The 12,915-nt window shown below is 74.2% G+C and carries 15 protein-coding genes; 9 read left to right on the top strand and 6 right to left on the bottom strand.

All coding sequences use genetic code 11. The annotated features are described in order from the left end of the window. Positions 1-154: 154 nt before the first annotated feature. Entirely contained in the window at positions 155-1,333 is a 1,179-nt protein-coding gene (locus tag ACFPL3_RS22445) for a M20 family metallopeptidase (RefSeq protein WP_343942583.1), read from the bottom strand. Between the two features lie 187 nt (positions 1,334-1,520). Between ACFPL3_RS22445 and ACFPL3_RS22440 the strand changes: the two genes are divergently transcribed. After that, positions 1,521-2,321 (top strand): TIGR03620 family F420-dependent LLM class oxidoreductase, encoded by an 801-nt coding sequence (locus tag ACFPL3_RS22440; RefSeq protein WP_343942582.1) that lies wholly within the window; start codon positions 1,521-1,523, stop codon positions 2,319-2,321. An 8-nt stretch (positions 2,322-2,329) separates the two neighbouring features. On the opposite strand, the gene ACFPL3_RS22435 is transcribed toward ACFPL3_RS22440, so the two are convergent. From ACFPL3_RS22435 to ACFPL3_RS22420, 4 genes are all read right to left on the bottom strand, one after another. Continuing rightward, positions 2,330-2,752, bottom strand: coding sequence for a hypothetical protein (locus ACFPL3_RS22435; RefSeq protein WP_343942581.1), 423 nt, complete (start codon positions 2,750-2,752; stop codon positions 2,330-2,332). Between the two features lie 59 nt (positions 2,753-2,811). Continuing rightward, positions 2,812-3,729 carry an LLM class F420-dependent oxidoreductase gene (locus tag ACFPL3_RS22430; RefSeq protein ID WP_343942580.1) on the bottom strand — a complete coding sequence of 306 codons (918 nt, stop codon included), beginning with the start codon at positions 3,727-3,729 and terminating at the stop codon, positions 2,812-2,814. Positions 3,730-3,792: 63 nt separating this feature from the next. Beyond that, complete coding sequence (locus ACFPL3_RS22425; RefSeq protein ID WP_343942579.1) at positions 3,793-4,461, bottom strand: spermine/spermidine synthase domain-containing protein; 669 nt, start codon at positions 4,459-4,461, stop codon at positions 3,793-3,795. Next, on the bottom strand, positions 4,458-5,531 hold the full coding sequence (locus tag ACFPL3_RS22420) for a class I SAM-dependent methyltransferase (protein WP_343942578.1): 1,074 nt from the start codon (positions 5,529-5,531) through the stop codon (positions 4,458-4,460). Before ACFPL3_RS22420 ends, ACFPL3_RS22425 begins: the two co-directional genes overlap by 4 nt. Before the next feature lie 101 nt (positions 5,532-5,632). Between ACFPL3_RS22420 and ACFPL3_RS22415 the strand changes: the two genes are divergently transcribed. The 8 genes from ACFPL3_RS22415 to ACFPL3_RS22380 are packed head-to-tail and all read left to right on the top strand — an operon-like array spanning position 5,633 to position 12,511. After that, positions 5,633-6,859 carry a sugar ABC transporter substrate-binding protein gene (locus ACFPL3_RS22415; protein WP_343942577.1) on the top strand — a complete coding sequence of 409 codons (1,227 nt, stop codon included), beginning with the start codon at positions 5,633-5,635 and terminating at the stop codon, positions 6,857-6,859. Beyond that, the gene (locus tag ACFPL3_RS22410) at positions 6,856-7,794 is read left to right on the top strand and encodes a carbohydrate ABC transporter permease (protein ID WP_343942576.1); all 939 of its coding nucleotides are present in this window, start codon (positions 6,856-6,858) and stop codon (positions 7,792-7,794) included. The genes ACFPL3_RS22415 and ACFPL3_RS22410 overlap by 4 nt, the downstream gene beginning before the upstream one ends. Further along, on the top strand, positions 7,791-8,612 hold the full coding sequence (locus ACFPL3_RS22405; protein ID WP_343942575.1) for a carbohydrate ABC transporter permease: 822 nt from the start codon (positions 7,791-7,793) through the stop codon (positions 8,610-8,612). The genes ACFPL3_RS22410 and ACFPL3_RS22405 overlap by 4 nt, the downstream gene beginning before the upstream one ends. Positions 8,613-8,626: 14 nt before the next feature. Continuing rightward, a complete protein-coding gene (locus ACFPL3_RS22400; RefSeq protein ID WP_343942574.1) occupies positions 8,627-9,526 on the top strand; it encodes a dihydrodipicolinate synthase family protein in 900 nt (299 codons plus the stop codon). After that, positions 9,519-10,223 (top strand): FadR/GntR family transcriptional regulator, encoded by a 705-nt coding sequence (locus tag ACFPL3_RS22395; protein WP_343942573.1) that lies wholly within the window; start codon positions 9,519-9,521, stop codon positions 10,221-10,223. The genes ACFPL3_RS22400 and ACFPL3_RS22395 overlap by 8 nt, the downstream gene beginning before the upstream one ends. Beyond that, a complete protein-coding gene (locus tag ACFPL3_RS22390) occupies positions 10,220-11,176 on the top strand; it encodes a dihydrodipicolinate synthase family protein (RefSeq protein WP_343942572.1) in 957 nt (318 codons plus the stop codon). Before ACFPL3_RS22395 ends, ACFPL3_RS22390 begins: the two co-directional genes overlap by 4 nt. A 10-nt stretch (positions 11,177-11,186) precedes the next feature. Continuing rightward, entirely contained in the window at positions 11,187-11,975 is a 789-nt protein-coding gene (locus tag ACFPL3_RS22385; RefSeq protein ID WP_343942571.1) for an AraC family transcriptional regulator, read from the top strand. 56 nt (positions 11,976-12,031) lie between these two features. Further along, on the top strand, positions 12,032-12,511 hold the full coding sequence (locus ACFPL3_RS22380; protein ID WP_343942570.1) for a nuclear transport factor 2 family protein: 480 nt from the start codon (positions 12,032-12,034) through the stop codon (positions 12,509-12,511). Between the two features lie 22 nt (positions 12,512-12,533). On the opposite strand, the gene ACFPL3_RS22375 is transcribed toward ACFPL3_RS22380, so the two are convergent. Continuing rightward, positions 12,534-12,752: a hypothetical protein gene (locus ACFPL3_RS22375; protein WP_343942569.1), complete on the bottom strand. Its 219-nt coding sequence runs from the start codon at positions 12,750-12,752 to the stop codon at positions 12,534-12,536. Between the last annotated feature and the right edge of the window lie 163 nt (positions 12,753-12,915).

The raw sequence follows: 12,915 nt of genomic DNA, 5'->3' as shown, positions 1-12,915 counted from the left end.
CAGTGTGGAACCCGGGTTCCCGATGTGTTGCACAGCGTGTGGCCCCCGCGGGCGGCCGTCAAGGTGCAGGTGGGGGACGGTGCAGGTGGGGACTCGTCCGAGCCGCGCGAGTCCCGCGTTCGACCGAGCGAGTGTCACGTCGGGGGGAGAGAGCTCAGCGCAGGAAGCGGGCCGCGGCCTCGGCGTAGACGTGCGCGCACCGCACGATGTCGGCCACCTCGACGAACTCGTCCACCTGGTGGGCGATCCACTTCCCGCCCGGCCCGTAGACGACGGTCGGGATCCCGGCGTCGCGGGTGAGGATCGTGCCGTCGGTGGCGCCGGGCACCCCGCCGAAGCGCGCGGGCTCGCCGAGCACCTCCTCGTGGGCGGCGGCGAGTGCGGTGACCAGCGGGTGATCGGCCGCGATCTCCACGCAGGGGCGGTCGTCGACCACCGTGACCTCGGTGACCACCCCGTCCGGGTCGCCCGCCTCACCCGCCAGCTCACGCACCCGCTCGACCAGCGCCGCGTGCTCGACGCCCGGGATCGTGCGCACGTCGACCGCGACGGTGGCCAGGGCCGGGATCACGTTGATCTGGTCGAGCGAGCCCGCCCGGCTCACCGTCGGGGTCACGTACACCTCGCCGAGGTGCTCGTGCGCCGGGTGTGCCTTCTGCAGTTCCTCCTGGAGCGCGGCGAGGGCCACGAGGAGCCGCCCGGCCGCGGGCAGCGGGTTGCGCCCGTGCTGGGGCATGGCGCCGTGGGCCATCGCGCCGCGCAGGTCGACCCGGATCCGCACGGCACCCTTCGCCGACGTGCAGATCTCACCCTCCTCGGGCTCGCAGACGATCGCCGCGTCCACCTCGCGGGCCAGGTCGGTGCCCGCGAAGTGCTTGGCGCCGAGCATCAGGCCCTCCTCGTCGACGAGCGCGCACACGAGCACCCGGCCCGGGAACGACCCCGCGAGCTGCAGCGCCCGCACCCCGTGCAGCATCGCCGCCACGCCGGACTTCATGTCCGCCGAGCCGCGCCCGTAGAGCCGCCCGTCGCGGATCTCGCCGCCGTACGGGTCGACGCTCCAGCGGTCCCGGTCGCCCTCGGTGACGACGTCGGTGTGGCCCTCGAAGGCGAGCGTGCGCCCCGGCCCGCCGCCGCCCTCGACCACGGCCACCACGTTCGGGCGCCCCGGCGCCACCTCGGTGACCTGGGGGTCCCAGTCGAACGACCGCATGGTGGCGGCCACCAGCTCCGCGGCAGGCGCCTCCCGGGCGCCGTCCTCGTTCACGGTGCGCAGGCGCACGAGGTCGCGCGTGAGCGCGACGACGGCCTCCTCGTCGACGGGATGGCTCACCGCTGCTGCTCCTCCCGGGCGAGGTCGGGCCGCCCGGGCGGATCGTAGGGGTCCCGGCGCGGGCCCCGGGGTTCAGGAAAGCCACATTCAGGGCCGGAGCGGCCCTGAATGTGGCTTTCCTGCCCTCCCGGAGGGGGGCGCGCGACGCGGTTGACCTCGACCGAGGTTGAGGTTCTAGCGTCCTCCCATGATCGATGCACTGGACGGGTACGGGGTCGCGCTCTCGGTCACCGACGACCTGGAGGCGCACGCGGCGGCCGTGGAGGGGTGGGGGTACTCGGCGATCTGGCTGCCCGGCGGGCAGCTGGAGACGCTCGAGCCGCTGCTGCGGGTCCTGCGCGCGACGCAGCGGGTGGCGGTGGTGCCCGGGATCGTCCCGCTGGACGTGCACGGTCCCGCGGCGATCGCCGAGCTGTACGCCGAGGCCGAGCGGATCGCGCCGGGGCGCCTGGTGGTGGGGATCGGCAACCAGGCTGGTGGCCTCGCGGCGCTGGGGCGTGCCGTGGACGAGATCGATGCGACGGTGCCGCGGGAGCGCAGGCTGCTCGCGGCGCTGGGCCCGCGCAAGCTGGGCGTGGCCCGCGACCGGTTCGGCGGGGCCGTCACGCTGCTGGTGAATCCCGGGTACACGACGTGGGCGCGGGAGCACCTCGGCGCCGGTGCGACGCTCGCGGTGGACCAGCTGGTGGTGCTCGACGAGGACGCCGAGTCGGCGCGCGGTGCCGCTCGGGAGGTCCTGGGCTTCCTCGTCACCGTGCCCGGCTACGCGGCGGCCTTCTCCCGGATGGGCTTCACCGAAGCCGATATCCGCGACCTCTCCGACGCCCTCGTCGACGCGGCGGTCGCGCGGGGCGACGTGGAGCGGGTGGTCGCGCGGCTGCGGGAGCACGAGGCGGCGGGCGCCGATCACGTGGTGGTCGGGCCGCTCGGGGGTCCGGGAGAGCTGGAGACCCTGGAACGGCTGGCTCCGCGCCTGCTGCGGGGGTGAACGGCGGCTCAGCCGGGCCGGCCGTGGCGGCGCGCGATCTCGTCGATCTCGTCGAGGCCGCGCCACTTCGCGACCAGCCACTCGCTGACCTGCGCCTCGGTCATGTCCGGGAACTCCTCGACCATGGTGGTGAGGACGCGGTTGGCCTCGTCCCGGCTCAGCCCGCGGGTCAGCGCCTCGCTCAGGTACGCCTGGCGAGCGGCGGAGGGCCGGCCGCCCCCGGCGCCGCGGCCTGGCAGGTTCTCACGCCACTGCACGATCTCGTCCAATCTCGCCGGTAGCCATCCCGGGGCCCCGTCGATCTCGACGTCGGGGTCCGGGAACGGGTGGGCGGAGTCGCCCGGGTACCGGGAACGCCACTTGTGCACGGCGTGCCTGCCGACCCCGAGCGCCTCGGCGACGCCGAGCACGCCGAGGTAGCGCTCCGTCATGCCAAAACCTTGTCTCTGACGTGGACAGAGTATCTGCGGTGGGTCGTGCGGGTCAACGGTCAGCCGCGAAGCAGCTCCACCACGGGCTCGAAGGCCTCGTAGTAGGGCGCGTGCACGGTGACGTAGGAGAAGCCGTACCGCTCCCGGGAGGCGCGCAGCTGCTCGGCCATCTGCGCCGGCGTGCCGATGAGCAGGTACGGCGTCTCCAGGGTGTCCTCGACGCTCATGCCGTGGAGCCTGCCCACCAGCTCCTCCGCGGCGGCGCGGCGGTCGGTCGTGGGCACCACCATCTGCACGAGCAGGTGCCACTCGACGTCGTCCGCGCGCCCGCCCGCCCGCTCGCGGGTGAACCGCACCCGCTCGTCGGCCTCGGCGGCGGTGGCCAGGCGGAAGGTCCCGGGCGGCTCGCCGGGCACCTGGAAGGCGCCGGCCACGCCGATGATGTCGGCGTACCGCGCGGCGACCGAGAGCACCCGGTCGCCCGTGCCCCCGACGATCAGCGGTGGGCCGGACCCGTCGAACCCGGTGCGCTGGACCGGCACCGGTGAGAGCCCGCCCGGCAACGCGGCGAGGTCCGTGGCGAAGAACCGGCGCAGCGTGGTGATCGTCTCCTCCAGCCGGTCGACGCGCGCCCCGAACGGCTCCCACGGGATGCCCGCCGTGTCGAACTCGTGCTTCATGTGCCCGGCCCCGAGCCCCAGCTCCAGCCGCCCGCCGGACAGGACGTCGGCGGTGGCGGCCTCCCGAGCGAGCAGTGCGGGGTTCCAGAACGGCGCGTTCAGCACGAGCGTGCCGACCCGCAGGTGCTCGGTGGCGTCGGCTGCGGCCTGCACCACCGGGAACGGTGCCGGGGCGCCGAGGTGGTCGGCGGCGAAGACCGTGTGGAACCCGGCGCTCTCCGCGCGGCGGCAGCGTTCCCGCAGGGCCTCGCGCGACGGGATCCCGAAGACGTTGACGGAGAACCGGAAGGCGCGCACGTGCCGCAGCGTGCCGAGGAGCCCCGGGCCGCACAACCGTGGTTCACCCGGAGCGGACGGGTGTCATCCCTCCCGGCGCGGGCCGACGCCGAGCGTCACGACGTCGGGTGCGCCGCGTTCCACGGGCACCTCGAGGGTGGTGGTCTCGGTGAACAACCCGCCCATCCGCGCCACGAGGGCGGGGGAGGGGGCGGCGCTCCACACGGCGAGGACGCCGCCGGGCGCGAGCGCGCGGGCCGCGGCGGCCAGGCCCGAGTCGGTGTAGAGCCGGGCGTTGGCCGGGCTGACGAGCCAGTCGGGGCCGTTGTCGGTGTCGAGGCAGATCGCGTCGAACGCTCCGGGCTCGGCGGTCGCGATCCGGTCGGCGACGTCGGCCTCGCGCACCGTGACGCGCGGGTCGGCGAGCGCGTCGCCGTGCAGCGGGGCGAGGTGCCCGCGGTTCCAGCGCACCACGGCGGGCTCGCGTTCCACCACCTCCACGGCCGTGACCGCGGGGTGCTTCAGCGCCGCGGCCAGGGAGAACCCGACGCCGAGTCCGCCGATGAGCATTCGCCCGGGCGCGGGCATGCGGTCGGCGGTGGCGGTGACGAGCAACCGCTCCGAGCTGCCGCCGCGGGTGTCCATCAGGAAGACGCCGTTGGCGACGATCTCGTGGTGGTCGCCGACGCGGCGCAGCACCAGCTCGCCCGCGTGGCCGGTGGTGCGCTCGACGACCTGCGCCTCGGTGCTCACGCCGCCTCCGTTCGGCAGACGTACATGCAGTTCTGGGGCCGTGGTGTGTCGAGCACGTGGACGTCGGTGAAGCCGGCGTCGGCGAGCATCTCGCCCGCCCGCTCCCGCCCCCACACCGCGCCGAGCCCGCTGCCGCCGGTGGCGATCGAGGTGGGCACGCAGAACAGCAGGCTGATCCCGTACGCCAGCGGGGCGTGCGGGTTGCCCGCGTTGTCCTCGAGGCGCGTCGCGAAGTTCGTGTCGATCATCAGGAACAATCCGTCGGGGGTGAGGGCGTCACGGACCCTGCGCAGCACGACCTCCGGTGCGGCCTGGTCGTGGATCGCGTCGAACGCGGTGATCACGTCGTAGGGCCGGTCGGGGGCGAGCTCGGCGGCGTCGCCCACGGTGAAGGCGGCGTTGGGCAGCCCCAGCGTGTCGCGTTCGGCCTCGGCGTCGGCGATCGCGGCCTCGGCGATGTCGACGCCGTCGAACGTGGAGCGCGGGAACTCCCGCGCCATCACGGTGACGGCGTGGCCGGTGCCGCAGCCGAGGTCGAGGACGCGGGCGCCGGCGCGCAGCCGCTCGGGCAGTCCGGGCACGCGCGCGAGGAAGCCGTCGACGAGGTGCTCGTCGTAGACGTGGCGCCAGGTCTCACCCAGCCCGCCGGCGGAGACCGCGGCGTACTGCGCGATCGGCACGCCGCCGCCGTCGGTGAAGCACTGTTCCACCTGCGGGAGGACGGAGCCGAGGGTGCGCAGGCTGCTCGCGATCGGGCCGACGTTGCGCGAGGTGGCGCCGGTGAGGAGCGCGGCGTGGGCGGCGGGCAGCCGGTGCGTGCCGTCGGCGGGGTCGTAGTCGAGGATCCCGCCGGTGACCATGGCGCCCAGCCATTCGCGCACATAGCGCTCGTGCAGCCCGGCGCGCTGCGCGAGCTCGGCGCTCGTGGCGGGTCCGCGCGCCGCGGCCTCGAACAGGCCGGTGCGGTGGCCGATGCCGATGAGCATCGTGAGCATGCCGCCGGTCAGCAGGCCGAGCAGCTGCTCGCCGAAGGCGCGGGTCTGGTGCGGATCGGGTTCGGCGTGCTGCACGCGGCCGAGTCTTCCAGCACCCGCCCGAGCCGGCTCGGTCCGGTTGACAGAGATTAGATATCTGACCTATTTTCGCCGCGACTCGGACAAGGAGGTCGGACATGCGGGGAATCCGGAGGACGCTGAGAACCAGCGTGGTGGTGGCCGCCGCCGTCCTCGCGGCAGCGGGGTGCTCGAGCGGCGGGGAGAGCGGGGGAGAGGCGGCGGAGCCGCTGTCGGTCTGGCAGTTCTACGGCGACGAGTCGATGCCGACCGGCAAGCCGTTCTACGACGTCGTGGCGCGCTACGAGCAGGAGAGCGGCACCGAGGTCGACATCCGCTTCATCCCGTTCGACGACTTCAACCGCACGCTCACCCAGGCCGCCGCGGCGGGCGACGGCCCGGACATCGCGCTGATCAGCGCGTTCGACACCGCCGCGATGGCCGAGGCCGGCGTGATCCAGGACATCGACGAGCAGGTGCAGGCCTGGGGCCAGCAGGGCGCGTACTTCCCCACGGGGTGGTCGTCCACGCAGGTGGACGGGCAGACCTACGGGATCCCGCACCTGGCCGACGCGTACGCCGTGTACTACAACACGGCGATGGTCCAGCAGGCTCCGACCACGTGGGCCGAGATGGAGTCCACGGCCGCGGCGCTGGCCGGCGAGGGGCGGGCCGGGCTGGCCGTCAGCGGGGTCGAGGGCGCGGAGGGTGCCACCGGCCTCGCGATCCGGATGCTCGCGGAGGGCGTGCAGCCCACGGAGATCGACAGCCCCGGCGGGCACGCGGCGCTCGAGTCGTTCCAGCGGATGGTGGGCAGCGGTGCGCTGTCGCAGGGCTTCCTCACCTGGAACGAGGACGACGCGAAGAACCAGTTCGCCACCGGCCAGGCCGCGATGATGATCAACTCGGCCACGTACGTGAACATCCTGCGCGAGGAGAACCCGGACCTGCAGTGGAGCGTGGCCGTGCTGCCGTCGGAGACGACGGGGCAGACGGTGCTCTCCGCGGAGAACCTGACGATCGGCGCCACGAGCGACGACGTCGACCGCGCCTGGGACCTCATCACGTACCTGCAGCGGCCCGAGGTGCTGCAGGTCTACCTGCCCGAGCGCAACAAGCTGCCCGCCCGTGACGACGTGCCCGGCACCGACGAGGACCCGGTGCGCGCGATCTTCGCCGAGCAGCTGCAGCAGGCGTGGGCGCCGGACGCCACGCTGGCGCCGCGCAACACCGAGGTGCTCACCGCGCTGCAGTCGGCGCTGCAGGCCACGATCAGCGGCACGCCCGTGCCGGACGCCGCCCGCGCCGCTCAGGCCACGATCGACGAGGCCCTCGCGACATCATGACCGCGGTGCTCGAGCCGGCCACCCGCACGCCCGCGCCCGCCCACCGGCGGCGCGGGCGGGCGGGACACCGCAGCGACCAGCTGTTCCTCCTGCCCGCGGTGCTCTTCGTGGCAGTCACGGTGGTCTACCCGCTGGTGTACAGCGTGCTGCAGGCCTTCCAGGACGTCGGGCTGCGGGAGGTCATCCGGGGCGGGGCCGAGTGGGTGGGCGTGGCCAACTTCGCCGACCAGTTCGGGCGCCCCGAATTCTGGCAGGCGCTGTGGTTGTCGCTCGTCTACACCGTCGGCACGGTGGCGCTCAGCTACGCGGGCGGGCTAGCCCTCGCCCTGCTGTTCGTCCACCGGTTCGCGGGCCGCAACGTGATGCGGGCCCTGCTCATGCTCGCCTGGATCCTGCCGACGGTCGTGGGCGCCAACGTGTGGCGCTGGCTGCTCGACGGTTCCTACGGGCTGCTCAACGCGGTGCTGCGCGGCATCGGCCTGATCGACGGCGACGTCTTCTGGCTGGGGCAGCCCGGCCCCGCGCTGGCCTCGGTGATCGTGGCCACCGCGTGGAGCTTCGCGCCGTTCGCGATGATCCTGCTGGTGGCGGCCCTGCAGGGGGTGCCGGCCACGCTGTACGAGGCGGCCCGCATCGACGGCGCCACGGCGTGGCAGCAGTTCCGGCACGTCACGCTGCCCGGGCTGCGCCCGGTGAGCATCACCGTGATGCTCCTGATCTTCATCTTCGCGTTCAAGACGTTCGACACGATCTACCTCATGACGCGGGGCGGCCCCGGCGGCGCCACGCTCACGCTGCCGCTCTACGCCTTCCAGGAGGCGTTCGAGTTCCGCCGCTACGACACGGCGGCGGTGGCCACCACGGTCATGCTGATCGTGCCGCTGGTGCTGTCGGTCTTCTACTTCCGGTCGCTGCGCGAGGAGGAGGCGGCATGACGCGCGAGAGGGTGCGGCTCGTGGTCGCCGTCGCCGTGACGGCGATCTACCTGGTGCCCGTCTACTGGATGCTCAACACGTCGTTCAAGGAGCAGGCCGAGGTGTTCGCGCGGCCGCCCGCGCTCGTGCCGGTGCCGCCGACGATCGCCGCCTACCGGACCGCGGTCTTCGGCGACCCGGACATCGCCCGCGGCCTGCTCAACACGTTCGTCATCGCGACCGGCACCACGATCCTCACGCTGGTGGTGGCCGTGCCTGCGGCGTACGCGCTGGCCCGGCTGCGGATCCGGTGGGTCACGCCCGCCCTGCTGCTGTTCCTCGCCGTGCAGATGATCCCGGCGGTCAACCTCGCGCTGCCGATGTTCGTGCTGTTCGGCCGGGTCGGGCTGGTCAACACCTACGCCGGGCTGATCGTCGCGAACTGCTCGCTGTCGATCCCCCTGGCCATCACGATCATGCGGCCCTACTTCCTGTCGGTGCCGGGCGAGGTGCTCGAGGCGGCCCGCGTGGACGGCTGCACCACGTTCGGCGCGTTCGTGCGGGTGGCCCTGCCGGTCAGCATCCCCGGCGTGATCACGATGGCGGTCGTCAGCTTCCTCGGCGCGTGGGGCGAGTTCGTGTTCGGGCTCGCGCTCGCCACCGGCGACGAGCTGCAGCCGATCAGCGTGGTGATCGCGAAGCTCACCAACGCGTTCGGCACCCGCTGGAACGAGCTCATGGCCGTGTCGGCCGTGGTGGCCGTGCCCGTGATCGTGCTGTTCGTGCTGCTCCAGCGTTACATCGTCGCCGGCCTGACCGACGGCGCCACGAAAGGTTAGAGAGGACCGCCTGCATGCTCCAGATCTGGGCCGCCACGCCGACCCCGTTCACCCCGGACGGGAAGCTGGCCCTCGACGTCGTCGCGGCGCAGGCCGCCCACCTGCACGCCGCCGGGGTGGCGGGCGTCTTCGTCGGCGGAACCACGGGCGAGTTCCCCGCCCTGGACGCTGCCGAGCGGCAGTCGCTCGTGGAGGCCTGGCAGGACGCGCGCCCCGCGGGCATGGGGCTCGGGGTGCACGTCGGTCACACGGACCTCGCGCAGGCCCAGCAGCTGGCCGCGCACGCCGAGTCGTGCGGCGCCGACCTCGTGGCGGCCGTCGGGCCCTACTACGGCGACGCGCCGAGCCTCGACGCGCTGGTGGCGCACCTGGCCGAGATCGCCGCGGCGGCCCCGGGCACCCCGTTCGGCTTCTACCACATCCCGAGCATGACCGGGTCGCGCTACCAGCCCTCCGACGTGGTCGGGACGCTCGCCGCCGCGGCCCCGACCACCGCGGCGGTGAAGTTCACCGATGCCGACCTGCTCGAGTTCGACCGCACCCGCGCCGCCGCACCGGGCATCGACGCCTACTTCGGGCGCGACGAGCTGCTGCCCGCGGCGCTGGCCTGCGGGGCCGACCGCGTGATCGGCACCCTCTACAACGGGATGGCCCCGCTCGCACACGCCGTGGCGGCGGCCTTCCACCGGGGTGAGCCCGCCGAGGCCTACCGCCTGCACGCGCCGTTCCGCGAGGTGGCGCGGGTGGCCAACGCGGGCGGCGGCATCGGGTTCCTGAAGGCCCTGATGAACGCACTCGGCCCGGACGCCGGACCCGCGCGCTCGCCCCACGGGCGCCTCGAGGGTGCGACCCGGGCCGCGGTGGACGAGCTGGCCGCCTCGGTGCGCGCCGCCCAGGAGACCGCTCATGGCTAGATCCCCGATCTACCTCGAGGCCCAGGCCCGGCTGCGGGACTTCATCACCGAGGCCGGGCTCGGACCGGGGGACCGGCTCCCGCCCGAGGCGGCGCTCGCCGAGCGGCTCGGCGTGAGCAGGCTGTCGTTGCGGGAGGCCACCCGCAGCCTGCAGACCCTCGGCGTCATCGAGGCCCGCCACGGCAACGGCCTGTTCGTCTCGGCGTTCTCCTTCCGCCCGCTGATCGAGCAGCTGCCCTACGGGCTCGCCGCGGCCGGCACGGGGCTGGAGGAGATCCTCACCGCGCGCGAGGCCATGGAGGTCGGGCTCATGCCGGCCGTCGCCCGGCTGAATCCGCAGGTCGAGCTCGCCGAGTGCGCCCGGCTCGCCGACGAGATGACCGCGCTGGAGACCCGCGGGAAACCGACCACCGAGGTGGACAAGCGGTTCCACCTGCTGCTGTACCGGGCACTGGGCAACCCGCTCGTCGACAACCTCATCGAGGTGTTCTGGGAGCTGTTCACCCGCCTCGGCGACTCGATCCCGGTGCCGCCCGAGGGCGGCCGCGGGGCCGTGCACCTGCGGATCATCCGCGCGCTGCAGGACGGCGACGCCGCCGAGAGCATCGCGGCGATGCAGAAGCACTTCGACGACATCCGGGTGCGCGCCGCCCTGCTGCGCCACCCCGATTCGGACGCGGATTCGGACGCGGGGTGAGCGCCGAACCGCTCACCCCGGACGGGCTGCGCGGCGTCTGGGCCACGGTGCTGCTGCCGATCCGCCCCGACGAGAGCCTCGACGAGGACCGGCTCGCCGCCGCGCTGGACCACGTGCTCGGCTCCGGCGTCCACGGGGTGTACACCGGCGGCACCGCGGGGGAGTTCCACACGCTCTGCGAGGAGGAGTACGAGCGGCTGAACGCGCTGGTGGCGCGGCGCTGCACCGCCGCGGGCGTGCCGTTCCAGATCGGGGCGAGCCACCCGAGCGGCCAGCTGTCGCTGGAGCGCATCGCCCGTGCCGCCGCCCTGCGTCCCGGCGCGATCCAGGTGGTGCTGCCCGACTGGCTGCCGCTGCAGCCCGACGAGGTGCTCGCCGCCGTCGCGCGCATGGCGGCGGTGGCCGGCGGGGTGCCGCTGGTGCTCTACAACCCGCCGTACGCCAAGACGCAGGTGACGCCGGAGCTGTTCGGGCGCCTCGCCGACGCGGTGCCCGCCCTGGTCGGCGTGAAGGTGCCCGGTGGCGACGACGACTGGTACGCGCGCATGACCGACGCCGTGGGCGGCCGACTCGCGGTGTTCGTGGCCGGGCACACCCTCGCCTCCGGATACGCCCGGGGCGCCGCGGGCGCCTACTCGAATGTGGCCTGCCTCGACCCGGCCGGCGCGGCCCGCTGGTACGCGCAGATCACGAGCGACCTGCCCGCCGCGCTGGCGTTCGAGGAGCGGCTGCGCGGATTCCTGGACGCCCACATCGCGCCGCTGGCACGCGCGGGCCACTGCGACCCCGCGCTCGACAAGACCCTCGCCGCGATCGGTGCCTGGGCCGAGATCGGCACCCGGGTGCGCTGGCCGCACCGCTCGGTGCCCGAGGAGGCGATCCCGCCCCTGCGTGCCGCGGTCGAGGCGGCGATCCCGGAGTTGCTCACCGGTTCCACACCGCGGGTGCGGTAGTACCCGGGGGGTGAAGGGCCGCACCGTGCAGACCGTCCTGCGCTGGCCGGGCATGACCTCGGAATACGCGTGGCTGCCGCCGCACGCCGAGCTGACGGTCACGCGGCCCCACCAGGTAGGCGTCTCGTTCTCCCGCCACCGCGCCCAGGAGTACGAGTCCGGCGGGCGGGCCGTGCGCGCCGACATCGCGGCAGGCGCCGTGTTCGTCACCGGCGCCGAGGCGATCACCTGGGGCGGCGTGGCGGGCACCACCGAGGCGCTGGAGATCTACCCCGATCCCGAGCTCGCCGGCCGCGGCGAAGTGGAGCCCGCGCTCGGCGTCCGCGACGCCGTGGTGTTCGGGATCGCGGTGCTGCTCAAACAGGCGCACCTGCACGGCGCCCTCACCGACATCGAGGCGAGCACGCTCGCCCACCGGCTGGTGGCGCACCTCGCCCGCTCCTACGCCGGCGCGCCCCGGGCGGACCGGCCTCCCGCGGGCGGCCTGGACCGGCGCACCGTCGAGCGGGTGGCCGAGTACGTCGACGCAGACCTGTCCGCCACGATCGCGCTCGACCGGATGGCCGCCGTCGCGGCGCTGAGCCCGTTCCACTTCGCCCGCGCGTTCAAGGCGACCACCGGCCTCGCACCGCACCGGTTCGTCACCGCCCGCAGGCTGGAGGCGGCGAAGTCCGCGCTGCTGACGTCGGACGCGAGCGTGGTGCGGGTGGCCCACGAGGTCGGCTTCTCGAACGTGAGCCACTTCCGGCGGCTGTTCCGCCGGGAGTTCGGCGTGGGGCCGGGGGAGCTGCGCGCCTGAGCCGTGCGCAAGATCGGACCCTCCCGGCCGGCGCTCGTGGTGCCACGATCCCCGCTGTGCTCTCGCGTGAAGACCCCGCCACCGTGCTCACCCGCATGCTCCAGGCCGTCGACGACCTCGACTGGCCCGCCGTCCGCCGATGCCTCGCCGACGAGGTCCGCACCGACTACACCGAGCTGTTCGGCGGCGAGGCCGAGACGCTGCCCGCCGACGGGCTGGTGCGGCGCTGGCAAGGGCTGCTGCCCGGCTTCGACGCCACCCAGCACCTCATCGGGACCGGCCTCGTCGAGGAGGATGAGCACAGGCCCGTGGTGCGCACCCACGTGCGCGGCTACCACCACGTGGCCGGAGCGGAGGGCGGCCCGACCTGGGCGGTGCACGGGCACTACGTGGTGCCGCTCGTCCGCACGCCCACCGGCTGGGCGATCGCCGGGATCACGCTGCGCGTGTTCTACCAGGAGGGCAACACGGACCTGCCCGCGCTCGCCACCGAGCGGGCGGCCACGGCGCCCCAGGCGGCCCGCCCGCGCGGCTGAGCCCTGTCGGTATCGGGCGCTGTCACAGCCGGGCGGCGGCGGTTCCGGAGCCGCCGCCCGCCGGGCAGCCGGCGTCGGGGGCGTCCGGTGCCGGGCGCAGCTCGGCAGGCCCGCCCTGCTGGACGGAGATCGTGCGCGAGGGGACGGTCGGCTCCGAGTTCGCGGCGAGCGCCACCCCACCGGTCACCAGCGCGGCGAGCGAGAGCACCCCGGCGAGGACGATGCGGGCGGTGCGGGACACGGCGCCTCCGGGAGTCCTAGGGCCGGCCCGCCCGCACCCTGGGGGACGCGCGGGTGGACCGGCCGTCGGTACCGGTGGTCGAGGGGCGCGCCACCGGCTGCCCCCAGGAGACCAGGCCGGGCCGAAAACGCCGGGAAAGCCGGGGCGAAAGCGGACCGAAAAC

The organism is Pseudonocardia zijingensis (assembly GCF_042657305.1).
Classification (GTDB): domain Bacteria; phylum Actinomycetota; class Actinomycetes; order Mycobacteriales; family Pseudonocardiaceae; genus Pseudonocardia; species Pseudonocardia zijingensis.
This window is presented reverse-complemented; position numbering and strand designations above follow the sequence as displayed.